17 protein-coding genes and 1 pseudogene are annotated in these 14849 nt (G+C 73.9%); 10 read left to right on the top strand and 8 right to left on the bottom strand.

Translation table 11 applies throughout. The features are described from left to right. The 5 genes and pseudogenes from ABH937_RS22315 to ABH937_RS22295 all read left to right on the top strand — a co-directional run. Nucleotides 1-252: pseudogene (locus ABH937_RS22315) on the top strand (hypothetical protein); the annotation flags it as partial. A gap of 131 nt (nt 253-383) precedes the next feature. After that, nucleotides 384-1265 (top strand): alpha/beta fold hydrolase, encoded by an 882-nt coding sequence (locus tag ABH937_RS22310; protein WP_370219193.1) that lies wholly within the window; start codon nt 384-386, stop codon nt 1263-1265. Nucleotides 1266-1615: 350 nt separating this feature from the next. Further along, nucleotides 1616-1762 carry a hypothetical protein gene (locus ABH937_RS22305; protein WP_280687687.1) on the top strand — a complete coding sequence of 49 codons (147 nt, stop codon included), beginning with the start codon at nt 1616-1618 and terminating at the stop codon, nt 1760-1762. 268 nt (nt 1763-2030) lie between these two features. Then, on the top strand, nt 2031-2669 hold the full coding sequence (locus ABH937_RS22300) for a DUF6758 family protein (protein WP_280687689.1): 639 nt from the start codon (nt 2031-2033) through the stop codon (nt 2667-2669). 124 nt (nt 2670-2793) lie between these two features. Then, nucleotides 2794-3654, top strand: a complete 861-nt coding sequence (locus ABH937_RS22295) for a PHP domain-containing protein (protein ID WP_370219192.1) — start codon at nt 2794-2796, stop codon at nt 3652-3654. Nucleotides 3655-3661: 7 nt separating this feature from the next. On the opposite strand, the gene ABH937_RS22290 is transcribed toward ABH937_RS22295, so the two are convergent. The 3 genes from ABH937_RS22290 to ABH937_RS22280 are packed head-to-tail and all read right to left on the bottom strand — an operon-like array spanning nt 3662 to nt 5826. Next, nucleotides 3662-4306 (bottom strand): suppressor of fused domain protein, encoded by a 645-nt coding sequence (locus ABH937_RS22290; protein WP_370219191.1) that lies wholly within the window; start codon nt 4304-4306, stop codon nt 3662-3664. 52 nt (nt 4307-4358) lie between these two features. Next, nucleotides 4359-5288: a DMT family transporter gene (locus tag ABH937_RS22285; protein WP_370145628.1), complete on the bottom strand. Its 930-nt coding sequence runs from the start codon at nt 5286-5288 to the stop codon at nt 4359-4361. Continuing rightward, entirely contained in the window at nt 5281-5826 is a 546-nt protein-coding gene (locus ABH937_RS22280; protein WP_280687694.1) for a hypothetical protein, read from the bottom strand. The genes ABH937_RS22285 and ABH937_RS22280 overlap by 8 nt, the downstream gene beginning before the upstream one ends. A gap of 114 nt (nt 5827-5940) precedes the next feature. On the opposite strand from ABH937_RS22280, the gene ABH937_RS22275 reads away from it, so the two are divergent. The 3 genes from ABH937_RS22275 to ABH937_RS22265 all read left to right on the top strand — a co-directional run bounded on the left by ABH937_RS22275 (nt 5941) and on the right by ABH937_RS22265 (nt 9092). Beyond that, nucleotides 5941-7242, top strand: a complete 1302-nt coding sequence (locus ABH937_RS22275) for a magnesium transporter MgtE N-terminal domain-containing protein (protein ID WP_280687696.1) — start codon at nt 5941-5943, stop codon at nt 7240-7242. 79 nt (nt 7243-7321) lie between these two features. Beyond that, nucleotides 7322-7867 carry a DUF1003 domain-containing protein gene (locus ABH937_RS22270; protein WP_370145760.1) on the top strand — a complete coding sequence of 182 codons (546 nt, stop codon included), beginning with the start codon at nt 7322-7324 and terminating at the stop codon, nt 7865-7867. Nucleotides 7868-7934: 67 nt separating this feature from the next. Next, nucleotides 7935-9092 (top strand): Mrp/NBP35 family ATP-binding protein, encoded by a 1158-nt coding sequence (locus ABH937_RS22265; RefSeq protein ID WP_370219190.1) that lies wholly within the window; start codon nt 7935-7937, stop codon nt 9090-9092. Between the two features lie 22 nt (nt 9093-9114). Here the strand turns inward: ABH937_RS22265 and ABH937_RS22260 are convergent, their stop codons facing one another. From ABH937_RS22260 to sigE, 4 genes are all read right to left on the bottom strand, one after another. Continuing rightward, the gene (locus tag ABH937_RS22260; protein WP_370145623.1) at nt 9115-9801 is read right to left on the bottom strand and encodes a hypothetical protein; all 687 of its coding nucleotides are present in this window, start codon (nt 9799-9801) and stop codon (nt 9115-9117) included. 198 nt (nt 9802-9999) lie between these two features. Continuing rightward, nucleotides 10000-10437, bottom strand: coding sequence for a sec-independent translocase (locus ABH937_RS22255; protein WP_280687699.1), 438 nt, complete (start codon nt 10435-10437; stop codon nt 10000-10002). A 151-nt stretch (nt 10438-10588) separates the two neighbouring features. After that, on the bottom strand, nt 10589-11557 hold the full coding sequence (locus ABH937_RS22250) for an anti-sigma factor (protein WP_370219189.1): 969 nt from the start codon (nt 11555-11557) through the stop codon (nt 10589-10591). Further along, nucleotides 11554-12282 (bottom strand): RNA polymerase sigma factor SigE, encoded by a 729-nt coding sequence (gene sigE, locus ABH937_RS22245; protein WP_280688034.1) that lies wholly within the window; start codon nt 12280-12282, stop codon nt 11554-11556. The genes ABH937_RS22250 and sigE overlap by 4 nt, the downstream gene beginning before the upstream one ends. Before the next feature lie 388 nt (nt 12283-12670). Here sigE and ABH937_RS22240 point away from each other — a divergent pair, with 388 nt between their 5' ends. Next, nucleotides 12671-13303 carry an O-methyltransferase gene (locus ABH937_RS22240; protein WP_280688036.1) on the top strand — a complete coding sequence of 211 codons (633 nt, stop codon included), beginning with the start codon at nt 12671-12673 and terminating at the stop codon, nt 13301-13303. A 171-nt stretch (nt 13304-13474) separates the two neighbouring features. Here ABH937_RS22240 and ABH937_RS22235 read toward each other — a convergent pair whose 3' ends face one another. Beyond that, nucleotides 13475-13642: a DUF3117 domain-containing protein gene (locus ABH937_RS22235; protein WP_145793043.1), complete on the bottom strand. Its 168-nt coding sequence runs from the start codon at nt 13640-13642 to the stop codon at nt 13475-13477. Nucleotides 13643-14028: 386 nt separating this feature from the next. Between ABH937_RS22235 and ABH937_RS22230 the strand changes: the two genes are divergently transcribed. After that, nucleotides 14029-14829 carry an enoyl-CoA hydratase-related protein gene (locus ABH937_RS22230; protein WP_370219188.1) on the top strand — a complete coding sequence of 267 codons (801 nt, stop codon included), beginning with the start codon at nt 14029-14031 and terminating at the stop codon, nt 14827-14829. The last annotated feature ends 20 nt before the right edge of the window (nt 14830-14849 follow it).

The following is a 14849-nucleotide window of genomic DNA, read 5'->3' as shown; positions in this document are numbered from 1 at the left end:
CCGGCCGCCGAGGAGGTCAAGCCCCGCAAGCGCACCACCAAGAAGGCCACCGCCGAAGCGGTCGCCACCGAGGTCGCGCCCACCGAGGACGCCCCCGCCGCGGTGAAGAAGGCGACCACCCGGAAGACGGCGGCCAAGAAGGCCGTCGCCAAGGCCCCGGCCGCCGAGGTCGCGGAGGTCGCGGAATCCGCCGAGGCGGTCCCCGCCCCGCGCCGTCGCACCCGGAAGGCCGCCGCTCCGGCGACCGACTGACGCGGCACCACCTGACGCGGTGTCGGGGCGGGCGGGCCGGCTGGCCCGCCCGCCCGCGCGTTTCCGGCCGACGGGCGACGCCCTATGCTCGGGACGGCTCCGCCGCCCGGCCGACCCAGGAGGACCTCGCGATGAGCACGCCGCCCTTCCTCGACCTGCCCGCCTGCGCCGCCGCCGTGCGGTTGGCCACCACGCGTGGGGAGTTCGCCGCGCTGCGGGCCGAGCCGGCCGGTCCGGTGCGCGGCACGGTGCTGCTGGTGCCCGGGTTCACCGGCAGCAAGGAGGACTTCATCGGGCTGCTCGAACCCTTCTCCGACGCGGGCTTCCGGGCCGTCGGCTACGACCAGCGCGGCCAGTACGAGACCGGCGGGCCGGCCGACCAGGACGCCTACGCGCTGCCCGAGCTGGCCCTCGACCTGCTGGCGGTCACCGAGTCGCTGACCGCCGAGGGCGCCGGCCTGCCGCACCTGCTCGGGCACTCCTTCGGCGGCATGGTGGCGCGCGAGGCCGTGCTGGCCGCGCCGGCCCCGCTGCCGTGGGCCTCGCTGGTGCTGCTCTCCACCGGGCCCGGTCCGCTCGATCCGCCGGAGGCGGACCGGACCAGGATGCTGATGGACGCCCTGCCCGTGTGGGACCTGGAGACCATCTGGCAGGTCAAGCAGCAGATGGCGGCCGGCGAGGACGACTCCACCGAGGAACTGGCGCCCGAACTCTCCGAGTTCCTGCACCGGCGCTGGCTGGCCAACGTCCCGCAGGCGCTGCTGGCCATGGGCGAGCGGCTGGTCGGCCAGGCCGACCGCACCGACGAGCTGGCCGCGGTCCCGCTGCCCAAGCTCTACGTCTCCGGCGAGGCGGACTACGCCTGGCCCGTCGAGGAGCAGGCGCGCACCGCCGAGCGGCTGGGCAGCCGGCACGTCGTGGTGCCCGGCGCCGGGCACTCCCCGAACGCCGAGCAGCCGGACCGCACCGCGGCCGAGCTGCTCGCATTCTGGTCCTCCGTCACCACCGGCTGAGCCCACCCCCGCCGGACACCACCCGGACCCGGGCGCCGCGGCGCTCGAGCGGAAGTCATGGGTCAAAAATCCTTAGTTACGGTAATATTTGATTCAGACCGGGAATGAATGCCCCCGCCCGCGCGGTTGATCCACGACGGATGCCAGGCGAAACAACGACTTCATCAGCGGGCAACCCCGGGGCAAACACCCGGCGTCACGCTGGCGGACAAGGCTCACCGCCCGTCCGCCGACCCGGCAGGGAGACCGGCAGCGAGGGGGACCCGATGGCACCGACCGCCGTACCGCGACCGATGAGCACCACCCCAGCACCGTCTCGGCAGCCGTCGAGGCCAGGAAAGGAGACGCCCATGCGCTTCGAGATCCTCCGACTGGACGACCCGCAGAGCTCCACCACCGATCGGCTGATCGCCGACGCGGAGACCGTCCGCCGCCTGGTGGAGGACGCCGCCCGCACCGGCGAGCGCCTCTACATCCGCCCGTGCCAGAGCACCTGACCCCGCACCGGCCGCCCGCCCCGGCCGTTCGGGTTCCTGACGCCCCGTCATCGATCGTTCGATGACGGGGCGTCGGCGCTCCTGCCCGGCGCTCGCCGCACCCTGGCGCGCCCCGGTCGACGTTTGCCGTCGAGCGGCGCGGGACATCCCCTAGCGGGGGCCGCCGCCCCGGCTCGCCCGTCCAGGACACCCGGATGTGCAAGCCGACGCCCTCCGTACGGGTGATCGTCCTTGACGCGGCGGACCGGAGGGAGGAGCGTTGGCTGTCATGAGGGGCGAGCCGAGTTGCCCGAGGTGCGGCGGTCGGGTGCGTGCCCCCGGGCTCTTCTCCGACACCTGGCAGTGCGACACGCACGGAGCAGTCCATCCGATGCAACCGGTGCTGCCGCCGAGCGTGGAGGCGCTGGGCGTCGCGGTGGCCCGCTCCCAGGTGCCGGTCTGGCTGCCCTGGCCGCTACCGGTCAACTGGCTGTACACCGGCATCGGTCATGCCGGAGACGACGTGTCGGGCGCCCGCGCCACCGCCGTCGCCTGCTCGGGGCCCGCGCCGCTCGGCGGCTTCGGCGAGCTGGTCCTGGTGGCCGAGGAGCTGGGCGTCGGTCTCGGCGCGCGCTATGCCGGGCTGCCCGGCCCCGATCCGGGCGACGCCATCTCGCTGCACAAGCCCGCCGACACCAAGCTGATGGCGGCCGGGCGCCCCACCCCGATGTGGCACGTCCAGGGTGTCCCCGACAACCGCGCGGTCTACGTCGGCGAGGCGCTGGGCCTCTGGCTCTGGGCGATCGCCTGGCCCGAGCAGTCCGCGCTGCTGATGTACGACGAGCTGGTCATCACCGATCTGCGGGACGCCGGCGCCGAGCTGGACCTGCTGCCCTGCGGAGCCCTCTCGCCGAGGCTGCTGGGCTGAGCCGCGGCTCGCCCGGCCACTGCGGCCGGCCCTACGGTCGGCCCGTCCGATCAGCCGTTCCGGTCGACCGGTCACGCTGGCTATTCTGGGCTGCTCCAGTCCGTCGGCACCTTGGAGTCCGCCCGTGCGCATCGACCTGCACGCCCACAGCAACGCCTCCGACGGGACCGACACCCCGGCCGAGCTGGTGGCGGCGGCCGTCGCGGCCGGACTCGACGTGGTCGCGCTGACCGACCACGACACCGTCTCCGGCTACCCGGCGGCGATCGCGGCCGTCCAGGCGCTGCCCGCCGGCCGGCGGCTGACCCTGGTGCCGGGCGCCGAACTCTCCTGCCGGGTCGACGGGATCAGCATGCACCTGCTGGCCTACCTGTTCGACCCCGAGGAGCCCGCCTTCGCCCAGGAGCGCGAGCTGACCCGCACCGACCGGTTCCGGCGCGCCCGGCTGGTGGTCGAGCGCTGCCAGGAGCTGGGCGCACCGATCACCTGGGAGCAGGTCGAGCGGATCGCCCAGGCAGGCTCGGTGGGCCGCCCGCACATCGCCAGCGCGCTGGTCGAGGCCGGCGTGGTGGCCACCGTCTCGGACGCCTTCAGCTCCGACTGGCTGGCCGACCGCGGCCGGGCCGACGTGCCGAAGCACGAGACCGACCCGTTCGAGGCGGTCAAGCTGGTCCGGGCGGCCGGCGGGGTGCCGGTCTTCGCCCACCCCGGCGCCGTCAAGCGCGGCCGCACCGTCTCCGACCAGGTGATCGGCGAGCTCGCGGCAGCCGGGCTCGGCGGCCTGGAGGTGGACCACATCGACCACGACGAGCCGACCCGGGCCCGGCTGCGCGCGCTGGCCGCCGAGCTCGGCCTGTTCACCACCGGATCCAGCGACTACCACGGCTCGCGCAAGACGGTGCGGCTCGGCGAGTTCACCACCGCGCCGCAGGACTACCAGGCGCTGCTCGACCAGGCCACCGGCGCCCGGCCGATCGTCGGCTGACGGCCGGTCAGTCCAGCGCCACCGCACGCCGCCGCGGGTCCCGCAGGTCGGTACCGCGCTCCAGCCAGCGCTCCTGCAGCGCGGTGGCGCCGTGCACCCGCTTGTGGGCCGCCTCGTTGGGCGTCATCGGCAGCAGCGGCAGGAAGCGCACCGGGTCGGCCGGCTCGTCCAGCTCGAGGTCCGCGACGAGGCCGCCGCTCTCGGCCGCCAGCACCGAGGTGAACGGCGCGCCCTCCCAGAGCGGCTCGCCGAGGTCGAGCGAGCTGCCTGGCGCCACCACCAGGCCCTCCACCTGCGGCGTCGCGGCGAAGGTGGCGAGCGCGCGGAGCACGTCGTCGCGCGGACCGCGCAGGGTCAGCAGCAGCTCGGCGCGGGGACCGCGGACCGGGTCGGTCAGCGTCGCGGTGGGGTCGGCCATCGGCGCCGCCGCCATGCCGAGCGTGGCGTAACGCACCAGGCCCTCGGTGTCCGGGCCGAACCGCAGCAGCTCGATCCGCTCGGCGCCCAGGAAGGTGATCGCGGCCCGGCCGCTCGGCTCGCCGAAGGTGGTGAGCAGTCGTGCCTCGACGGCGGCCAGCACCTCCTCGCGGGTCGGCCCCGCAGGGCCGTGCGGCTGGCTCGGGTCGCCGAAGAGCGGGAAGTCATGGGCCATACCCGCGAGCGTACCGCTCGGTAGCGTCGGCTCGGCCTCGGTGGCCGCGCTCTCAGCGACGCCCGCCGCGCACCACCAGGGCCAGCCCCAGCAGGATCAGCAGGACCGCCGGGTAGGCGGCCGCCGCCGGCCGCTGGCCGAGCCAGACGGCGGCGATCAGTGCCGCGCCCGGGGTCTCCAGCAGGATCGCGGTGGAGGTGACCGAGGGCCCCAGGGTGCGCACCACCCGGTTGCTGAGCGAGTGGCCGAGCAGCTGGGCGGCGACCATCAGCAGCGCGATCTGGCCCCAGGCGCCGGCCGGCCAACCGCCCAGGCGGACGCCGCCGACCAGGCAGACCACCAGCAGCACCAGGGCCGTGGTCGTGTAGCAGACCAGGGTGTAGGCGGTGGTGCTGACGGTCCGTCGGACCTCGGCACCCAGCAGCAGGTAGCCCGCCGCCGCCAGCCCGGCGCCGAGCGCCAGCGCGTCGCCCAGCAGCGCCCGTGAGGAGAGCGACAGGTCGACCCCGGTGAGCACCAGGACGCCGCCGAAGGCCACGCTCATGCCCAGCCAGACCAGCCGGGGCGGCCGGATCCCGGTGATCCGCAGCAGCAGGATGGTCCACAGCGGGGTGGTGGTGACCAGCGCCGTGGAGGAGGCCACCGAGGTCATCCGCAGGCTGGGCATCCAGAGCGCGAAGTGCGCCGCGAGCAGCACCCCGGCGGCCATCGCCAGCAGCAGCGCGCGGCGGCCGATCGCGCGCAGCTCCGCGCGGTGGCGCAGCAGGGCGTACGGGCCCAGCACGCCCACCGACATGAGGTTGCGCCAGCAGGCGATGGCGAGCGCCGGCGCGGCGGTGGCGCTGATCAGCGGTGCGGAGAGCGAGATGCCCGCGATCGAGACCGCGAGCAGCAGCAGGTCCGCCCTCGGCAGCCGGGGCGCGGCGGTGGACGACACCGACGTCGGCGCGGAGGCGGTCCGGTCGAGCAGTCGGTCAGCCACGGCGCTTGCGCCGCCCGAACACCAGCTTCGGCAGCCCGGCCGGGATCGGCTGCCGGGTGGTGACCGTGCTGGGCAGCGGGGCGGCGGCGTGCGAGTCCTGCGGCATGGCGCCGGGACGCTCGGTCAGCGGGCCGCTCGGCTCCAGCCGCAGCACCCGGCATTCGCGGGCCCAGCGCTCGCCGATGGTGTCGGTGTCGGGCGCGTTCAGCCGCTTGCCCTTGAGCTCGTCGACCGCACCCTGCCAGGCCTGGCCGCGCGGCTCGGTGACGACCACCCGGACCGCGAAGGAGACCAGTCGGCCCCCCTTGTCCTTGCTGCGGACGGTCACCTCGGCGCCGGCTCCGGCGGTCAGGCCGTGCAGCGGCTGCTCGCCGCCGTCGCCGACCAGGACCACGGCCCCGTCGTGCCAGGCGTGCCAGACCGGGCGACGCTCGGCCGAACCCTCGGCCCGCACCCAGAGCAGGCCGGACTTCTTCACGGCCTCCTCCAGCAGTGCGCGGTCCAGGAAGTCGTCAGCAGTCGCAGTCGTTCCGTCCATGCCGCACAGGGTACGGGGCGCGCCGCACGCCGTGGTCAGCGGTGCTGGACGCGCTGGACGGGTTAAGAAGGCGTTTGGATACCCTGACGTCCAAAGACGAGCGAGAGGACCTCGATGGCAGGGCAGAGCAGCCGGGTCTTCATCTCCCACCTCGCCGGGGTCGCGGTGTTCGACCCGAACGGCGACCAGGTCGGCCGGATCCGGGACGTGGTCGTCGCGCTGCGGATCGGCGGGCGCCCACCGCGAGTGCTGGGCCTGGTGGTCGAGGTGGTCGGGCGGCGGCGGATCTTCCTGCCGATGACCCGCGTGACCAGCCTGGAGTCGGGCCAGGTGCTGACCACCGGTGTGATCAACATGCGCCGGTTCGAGCAGCGCCCGACCGAGACCCTGGTGCTGGCCGAGTTGCTCGACCGCCGGGTCACCGAGACCGCCTCCGGCGCCGAGGCGACCGTGCTGGACGTGGCGATGGTGCAGACCCGGCTGCGCGAGTGGGAGATCAGCAAGGTCTTCGTGCAGCGCGGCCGCAGCAGCCGGCTGCGCAAGAACCGCGGCGAGGCGCTGACCCTGGACTGGGCCGCCGTCACCGGTTTCACCCTGGCCGAGGAGGGCCAGGGCGCGGCCAACCTGCTGGCCACCTTCGAGCAGCTGCGCCCGGCCGACCTGGCCGGCGTGCTGCACCACCTCTCGGCCAAGCGCCGCGCCGAGGTGGCCGCCGCGCTGGACGACGAGCGGCTCGCGGACGTGCTGGAGGAACTGCCCGAGGACGACCAGGTGGAGATCCTCGGCAAGCTCCAGGCCGAGCGGGCCGCCGACGTGCTGGAGGCGATGGATCCGGACGACGCCGCCGACCTGCTCTCCGAGCTGCCCGGCGACGAGGCCGAGCGGCTGCTCCAGCTGATGGAGCCGGAGGAGGCCGCCCCGTTGCGCCGGCTGCTCACCTACCAGGAGGACACGGCCGGCGGTCTGATGACCACCGAGCCGATCATCCTGGAGCCGGACGCCACGGTGGCCGAGGCGCTGGCCCGGGTGCGGATCTCGGACCACAAGCCGGCCCTGGCCGCCCAGGTCTACGTCTGCCGGCCGCCGAACGAGACCCCGACCGGCAAGTACCTGGGCACGGTGCACTTCCAGCGCCTGCTGCGCGAGCCGCCCTACACGCTGGTCGGCTCGATCGTGGACGGCGACCTGGACCCGCTGCCGCCGGACACCCCGCTGCCACTGGTCACCAGCTTCCTGGCCGCCTACAACCTGGTGGCGGCCCCGGTGGTGGACGAGGCGGACCACCTGCTGGGCGCCGTCACGGTCGACGACGTCCTGGACCACCTGCTGCCCGAGGACTGGCGCGAGGCCGCGCTGCACGGCGGCGGGGAGCACCACGACAACGAGGACGGAAGAGAGGCGCCCGGTGGACAGTGACCGCAAGCAGCGCTCGGGCGCTCGCGACGAGCCCGCCCGACAGCAGCGCCTCCAGGGCGAGTTGCGCGACCTGCGGCAGCTGCGCGAGCTGCGGGCCCGCGAGGGCAGCCGGACCCAGACCGTGCACGGCACCTCGGTGCGCTCCCGGCTCGACCAGCCGCGCACCGCCCGACCGGGCTTCTTCAGCCTGCCCGCCTACGACCCGGAGGCCTTCGGCAAGCTCTCCGAACGGATCGCGCGCTTCCTGGGCACCGGGCGGTTCATCGTCTGGATGACGGTGGTGATCATCATCTGGGTGCTCTGGAACACGCTGCTGCCGGGGTCGGCCCGATTCGACAGCTACCCGTTCATCTTCCTGACCCTGGTGCTCTCGCTGCAGGCCTCCTACGCCGCGCCGCTGATCCTGCTCGCGCAGAACCGCCAGGACGACCGGGACCGGGTCAACATGGAACAGGACCGGGCCCGCAGCGACCGCAACATCGCCGACACCGAGTACCTGGCCCGCGAGGTCGCCGCGCTGCGCCAGGGCCTGGGCGAGGTGGCCACCCGGGACTTCATCCGCTCCGAACTGCAGAGCCTGCTCAAGGAGCTGGAGGAGCGGCAGGGCGGTTCCGAGGTGGCCTGACCGGCTGTGATCACCAGCACGCTACCGGTCAGTCAGTGGGCCCGCGGCCGAGCCGTACCATCAAGGCATGGCCAATGAGACAGAGGTGGCGACCGGCGTGACGGAGGAGTCCGTCCGCGAGGCGCTGTCGACCGTGCAGGACCCGGAGATCAACCGCCCGATCACCGACCTCGGCATGGTGAAATCGGTGCAGCTCGCGGGCGGCACGGTGCGGGTCGCGGTCTACCTGACCGTCTCCGGCTGCCCGATGCGCGAGACGATCACCGACCGGGTGAAGACCGCGGTCGGCCGGATCCCCGGGGTGGACACGGTCGAGGTCGAGCTCGACGTGATGAGCGAGGAGCAGCGCAAGGAGCTCTCCCAGCTGCTGCGCGGCGGCGCCCCCGAGCGCGAGATCCCGTTCGCCAAGCCCGGCACGCTGACCCGGGTCTACGCGGTGGCCTCCGGCAAGGGCGGGGTCGGCAAGTCCTCGGTCACCGTCAACCTGGCCGCCGCGCTGGCCGCCCAGGGCCAGAAGGTCGCCGTGGTGGACGCCGACATCTACGGCCACAGCGTGCCGCGGATGCTGGGCGTCGAGGGGCGCCCAACCCAGGTCCAGGACATGATCATGCCGCCGTCGGCGCACGGCGTGAAGGTCATCTCGATCGGCATGTTCACCCCGGGCAACGCCCCCGTGGTCTGGCGCGGCCCGATGCTGCACCGCGCGCTGCAGCAGTTCCTGGCCGACGTCTACTGGGGCGACCTGGACGTGCTGCTGCTCGACCTGCCGCCGGGCACCGGCGACATCGCGATCTCGGTGGCCCAGCTGGTGCCGAACGCCGAGATCCTGATCGTCACCACCCCGCAGATGGCCGCCGCCGAGGTGGCCGAGCGGGCCGGCACGATCGCGCTGCAGACCCACCAGAAGATCGTCGGCGTGATCGAGAACATGTCCGGCATGCCCTGCCCGCACTGCGACGAGATCGTCGACGTGTTCGGCACCGGCGGCGGCCAGATCGTCGCCGAGGCGCTCACCCGGGCCACCGGCGCCACCGTCCCGGTGCTCGGCAGCATCCCGATCGACGTCCGCCTGCGCGAGGGCGGCGACGACGGCAACCCGGTCGTCCTGGCCGCCCCCGACTCCCCCGCCGGCGCCGCGCTGCGCGCGGTGGCCGACAAGCTCGGCGGCCGCCAGCGCGGCCTGTCGGGCCTCTCGCTCGGGCTGACCCCGAAGAACAAGTTCTGACCCGGTCTCAGCAACCGCTCGTTCAGGGCCTGGTGTAGGACGCCAGGTCCTGAACGGCGCTGAACCCCACCCCGTACGCGCTGACCCCGCGTCCGTAGGCGCCCAGCAGCACGCCCGGTGCCTCGCCGGCCAGCACCCAGCCGTACTCGGACTCGCGGTAGCGGAAGGGCTGCGGCAGGCCGTTGACGGGCAGCGTGAGCGGGGACCAGCCGGCGCCGCCGAGGTCGTCGGCCAGGTCCCAGGCGAGCGCGGTCTGCTGGTCGAGCCACTCCTGGCGGCGGCCGCGGGCCAGCTGGCCCGGCCAGGTGACGGTGAGCAGGCCGGAGCCGGCCAGCCAGGCGGCCGAGGAGGCCGAGGTGGCCTCCAGCACGCCGGTGCCGTCCGCGCTGCGCCGGCCAGGGCGGCGGGCCACCGTGACCACCACGGCGAACCGGCGCGGGCCGGGGGCCTCGGGCTGCTTGGGCGGCTGCTCACCGTGGCCCAGCGAGCCGTAGTCGATGCTGCGCGGCACGCCGGCGCGGTGACCGCCCGCACCGGCCTGGAGCAGCCAGCGCCGCCCGGTCCAGCCCTCGTCCAGGCCGTACCAGGGAAAGTCGGCGGCCTGGTACGGCGCCAGCGGGTCGGTGGGCTCGGCGGTCCGCCGACCCGGTACCTCCGCCGCCGCCTTGGCGGTGGCCGTTCCCACCGCGCGACTGCTCGTAGCGTCCAATCCGGGCCTCCTTGGCAACCTGTCGGGCACTCAGCACAATAGCGGCGCCGAACGGCGACACCCCGTCCGGCGAGGAGCCGGGCGGGGTGTCGTCATCGTGGCGGACTAGGGTCTGTCTGACAATTCGCGTCGCGCGCCCGACGGGAATTGTCAGACAGACCCTGGCGGCGGGGTCGGTACCGGGATGTCGGCGGAGCCTCAGGTGGCGTCCAGGTCGTACGGCGGGCGCTCGCCGGCGCCCAGCGGCGGACCGGCGTCGGCGGTCTTCAGCATGTTGATCCCGCCCGCGGCCGCGGCGGTCTTGCTGGTGGCGACCGTGCTGGCCGGCTTGTCGTCGAGCACCGACTTGAGGTCCAGGCCCTCGCGCAGGTCCTTCAGACCCAGCGGGTCGTCCTCGCCACCCATCAGGTTCTTGCGCACGAAGGTCTTCGGGTTGAGGTCCTCGAACTCGAAGTCCTTGAACTCCGGGCCCAGTTCGCTGCGGATGTCCGCCTTGGCGCTGTCGGCGAAGGCCCGAACCTTGCGGATGAAACCGGTCGCGTCCTGGATGAGCTTCGGCAACTTGTCCGGCCCGAAGATCACGATGGCCATGATGACCAGGGTGATCAGCTCGAGTGGGCCTATGTCGAAGAACACGTGAACTCCCAGCTGCTGGCGGACGATCCCGGTTCGGCCCGCGACACCGGCTCACTACAGCGTAATGGCCACCAGCGGGTCCTCGGCCCACGGACCGAAGAATCCGTGGTAAAGACCCGCTGGTGGCCCTGTCATGCAGGCCCGCCCTGGTTCACGGCAGCATGACGTGCCCGTGGATCACCGGGTTGACGGCCCGCGCCGTCGGCCCGGGCGTCAACAGGTCGAAGGAGTGGCCGCCGGGCGCGCCGAGCGGCAGGTCCACCGTCAGCGGACCGCTCAGCGGAGCCGCCGGCACCCCGCCGGGCACCTGCGGGGTGACCGCCGTGCCGTGCTGGTCGTCGGCCGGGTTCGGAGTGTCGCCCGCGACGGCGGCCAGGCCCAGGCTGCCGAAGCCGCCGAGCGCCACCGCCGCCACCGAGAACGCGCCGGCCGCCGCGACCACCAGCCGTCGACCGCGCGGCTGGCCGCCGGGGCCCGAGCGGGGCAGCGACACCGCGGGTCGCTGGCGCTCGGCGGTGCCGTCCGACCGGGCCGAGCCGCGCCGACCGGTCCACGGCCGCGGCTCGGATCCGTGGCCGGACCGCGGGTCGAGGCCCGGCAGCGGAGTGTCGGCGCCCAGCGCGCCGCCGCCGAACGAGGCACCCGCGCCGCGCCCGAAGGTGCCACCGGTCAGCCGGCTGCCGCCCAGGGTGGGCAAACCCGGCAGGCCCGGCAGGCCGGTCAGGCCCGCGCCGCCACCGGGACGGCCCGGCCCGCCGTCGAGGTCGTCGGGCTGCGCCGCGACCGCCAGCAGCCGGGCCATCAGCAGCCCCGACGGCCCGGGCGGCTCGGTGGTGGTGAGCCGGTGCTTGACCGAGCGGGCCTCCTCGGCCTCGCTCAGGCACTGCGGGCAGGTGGCCAGGTGCGCCTGGACCCGCTCGCGGTCGTCATGGCCGAGCTCGCCGTCCAGGTAGGCGGTCAACCGCTCGCCGAGGTGGTGCTCCTCCACCGCGGACGGCTCGCTCTGGCGCACGGCGATCGGCCGCAGCACGGGGACCTCCTGACGGGTGCTCTCCTGCCGCATCTGATCCTGCCGGGCGGGCGCCGGGCGCCGGGCGCCGGACCGGCCTGCGCCGCTCACGATCGCCTCCGCCCGCTCCCGCCCGCACCGGCCTCGGCGGCGCTCGCGACGGCGATCGCCGGCTCCGGCTGCTCCGAGCCGCCGCGCCGGACGCGACCGGGCGCGGCGCCCGGGGCCCGGTGCTTGAGCGCGGCGCGCAGGTGCGAGCGGCCGCGGTGGATCCGGCTGCGCACGGTGCCGAGCTTGACGCCCAGGGTGGCGGCGATCTCCTCGTAGGAGAGGCCCTCGATGTCGCAGAGCACCACGGCGGCCCGGAACTCCGGGGCCAGGGTGTCCAGCGCCTGCTGCACGTCGGCGTCGAAGTGGGTGTCGCTGAAGGCCTGGGCCGGGCTGGGCTCGCGGCTGGGCAGCCGCTCGGCGGCGTCCTCGGCCAGTGCGTCGAAGCGGATCCGCTGCCGACGGCGGACCATGTCCAGGAACAGGTTGGTGGTGATCCGGTGCAGCCAGCCCTCGAAGGTGCCGGGGGTGTAGGTGGAGAGCGAGCGGAAGACCCGGACGAAGACCTCCTGGGTGAGGTCCTCGGCGTCGTGCTGATTGCCCGTCAGGCGGTAGGCCAGCCGGTAGACCCGGGCGCTGTGCGCCTCGACGATCTCCTCCCAGCTGGGCGGGGTCCAACCCTGCGCGTCGGCCCCGTCGGTGAAGGTCGCGAGCGCGGCGGGGGCCGAGGACTCGGCGGTGGTGCCGTCGAACGACTGGTCCAGGGGGGTGTGCGCAGACTGGTTCATCACGGGCTTCGGCGTACGGGCCGACGAGGTGCCGCGGAGATGCCGCCGCACAGGGACGTCGCCCTCGGCCACACCTCCTCGGTTGGCTCTTCTGCCCAGCAGGGCCACCACCATATCCACCTCACCCGTCAGTTCTGGATAAAAGTGTGCTCATCCATCCGACCGCATGGCGTGCGGCCCGCCGCGCCCCTCGTCACCGGCGCCGTGCTGGGCCCACACTGGACCCACACCGGGTCCGCGGGCAGTCCCGTCGAGGCAGTCCCATCGACGCGGCCGAGACGCTCTCTGCCCGGTCCAACGGCCCGCCGCCGGACGCGGTTCCCACCCGGCCAGTAATCTGTCGCAGGAAATATCGACATCCTGCAGCGCCCCTACTCCCCAGGACCAGATCATCGACTTCGGGCCCGCGGCTGCGACCCTCGCCGACACGTACGTCGGCGAGGACGCCGTGCTGACCTACGCCAGGGCCCAGGCGGCCCGCACCGGGGTCCGGGCGATCGGCCCGAGCGGCGGGGCCTGCCTACGGCTGCTGGCGGCCGCGCTGGGCGCCAAGGCGGTGGCCGAGATCGGCACCGGCACCGGGGTCTCCGGCGTCTACCTGCTGCGCGGGATGCGCCCGGACGGCATCCTGACCACCGTCGACCCGGAGCCGATCCGCCAGGAGTTCGCCCGCGAGGCCTACCTGGCGGCGGGCTTCGCGGCCGGCCGGACCCGGTTCATACCCGGCCGCGCACTGGAGGTGCTGCCGCGGCTCGCCGACGGCCAGTACGACCTGGTGTTCTGCGACGGCGATCCGGCCGAGTCGCGGGCCTATCTCGCAGAATCGTTGCGCCTGCTGAGACCCGGCGGGGTGGTCTGCTTCGAAGGGGTGTTCCAGCAGGGCCGGCTGACCGATCCCGCACTGGACGACCCGGCCACCGGCGCGATGCGCGAACTGGTGCAGGCGGTGCGGGAGAGCAAGCAGCTCCTGCCCGCGCTGCTGCCGGTCAGCGACGGGCTGCTCTGCGCGGTCAAGCGCTGAGCGTCCCGGCAGCTGGGCGTCCCGGCACCCGACCGTCCTGCAAGCGACCGCTTGGCAGCCGGCAGGCCCGGCCGCCGGTCCGCACGGGCACGTCGGCGGGGCCCGGTTCCGCTGGTTCGCACCAGTGGCTCCGGGCCCCGTGGGGCGCGCTGCGCGCGCAAAGCGCGAGAGTCAGCCGCAGGCCTGCTTCAGGGCCTCACCCAGGGCGTTCGCCTCGTCCGGAGTGAGCTCCACCACCAGGCGACCGCCGCCTTCGAGCGGAACTCGCATGATGATGCCCCGCCCCTCTTTGGTGACCTCGAGCGGGCCGTCACCCGTCCGCGGCTTCATGGCCGCCATGCTCGTTCCCCTTCCTGCAACCGCTCAGCTACGTACCAGCAGTCCGTCCACCGCCGGTATCGAACGCATTGATCGGAAGCCATTATCCCGCATTCGGCGCCCCGATGACCAACATCACTCTTTACGCACCAGGGAGCACACCATCACAGAGGGGCTGATTCCGCCTCAGATCCCCCCTCGCCCGACCGGGCGAAGACTCATCAGTTGCCGGGCCAGGCCTGCCCGAGCCCGCTACCATCCGGGCGACCGGGGCCCTGCGGGCGGTCGAGCGACCGGACGCACGCAAGGGGCCGTAAAGGTGCGCTACCTCACACTCCCGCCGACCGGCGGGCTCCGGCATGCTGACTCAGGTCCGCGGTGTTACCGATCGGTTGGGAGCCCCACACATGTCCGACTCCGTCCTGTACGAGCTCGACGGCCCGCTGGCCGTCATCACCATCAACCGTCCGGACGCGATGAACGCGCTGGACGTCCCGACCAAGGTGGCGCTGCGCGACACCGTGACCGAGGCGGCGGCGGACCCGGCGGTGCGCGCGGTGCTGCTGACCGGCGCGGGCGACAAGGCGTTCTGCGTCGGCCAGGACCTCAAGGAGCACCTCGGGCTGCTCAAGCGGGCCGACGAGACGGGCGAGCCGCCGCTGAAGACGGTCGCCGAGCACTACAACCCGCTGGTGCGGGCGCTGGCCGGGATGCGCAAGCCGACGGTGGCCGCGGTCGGCGGGGTGGCGGCCGGCGCCGGGGCCTCGCTCGCCTTCGCCTGCGACTTCCGGATCGTCGCCGAGACGGCCGGGTTCAACACCTCCTTCGCGGGCGTGGCACTGACCACCGACTCGGGCGCGTCGTGGACGCTGCCCCGGCTGGTCGGCCACGCCAGGGCCACCGAGCTGCTGATGTTCCCGCGCACCGTCAAGGCCGCCGAGGCGCTCACCCTGGGCCTTGCCACCCGGGTCGTCCCGTCCGCCGAACTCGCCGCCACCGCGCGTGAGTTCGCCCTGCGACTGGCGAACGGGCCGACCGTGGCGTACGGCGCGATCAAGGCCGCGCTGGACTTCGGCGCCACGCACTCGCTGAGCGAGACGCTGGACAAGGAGGACGAGTTGCAGACCCTGGCCGGGGCCAGCGAGGACCACCGGATCGCGGTGGCCGCCTTCCTGGCCAAGGAGACGCCGAAGTACGTCGGCCGGTAGCCCGACCGGCAACTCGACCG

The sequence above is a fragment of the Kitasatospora sp. GAS1066B genome, from assembly GCF_041262605.1.
Lineage (GTDB): Bacteria > Actinomycetota > Actinomycetes > Streptomycetales > Streptomycetaceae > Kitasatospora.
The sequence above is the reverse complement of the archived record's forward strand: the minus strand, read 5'-3'. Positions and strand labels throughout refer to the sequence as shown.

Coding starts and splice junctions, on each gene's coding strand:
- ABH937_RS22235 (WP_145793043.1), bottom strand. CDS start 13,642: ATGGCGGCCATGAAGCCGCGGACGGGTGACGGCCCGCTCGAGGTCACC.
- ABH937_RS22265 (WP_370219190.1), top strand. CDS start 7,935: ATGGCCAATGAGACAGAGGTGGCGACCGGCGTGACGGAGGAGTCCGTC.
- ABH937_RS22290 (WP_370219191.1), bottom strand. CDS start 4,306: ATGGCCCATGACTTCCCGCTCTTCGGCGACCCGAGCCAGCCGCACGGC.
- sigE (WP_280688034.1), bottom strand. CDS start 12,282: ATGAACCAGTCTGCGCACACCCCCCTGGACCAGTCGTTCGACGGCACC.
- ABH937_RS22230 (WP_370219188.1), top strand. CDS start 14,029: ATGTCCGACTCCGTCCTGTACGAGCTCGACGGCCCGCTGGCCGTCATC.
- ABH937_RS22310 (WP_370219193.1), top strand. CDS start 384: ATGAGCACGCCGCCCTTCCTCGACCTGCCCGCCTGCGCCGCCGCCGTG.
- ABH937_RS22275 (WP_280687696.1), top strand. CDS start 5,941: ATGGCAGGGCAGAGCAGCCGGGTCTTCATCTCCCACCTCGCCGGGGTC.
- ABH937_RS22305 (WP_280687687.1), top strand. CDS start 1,616: ATGCGCTTCGAGATCCTCCGACTGGACGACCCGCAGAGCTCCACCACC.
- ABH937_RS22300 (WP_280687689.1), top strand. CDS start 2,031: ATGAGGGGCGAGCCGAGTTGCCCGAGGTGCGGCGGTCGGGTGCGTGCC.
- ABH937_RS22280 (WP_280687694.1), bottom strand. CDS start 5,826: ATGGACGGAACGACTGCGACTGCTGACGACTTCCTGGACCGCGCACTG.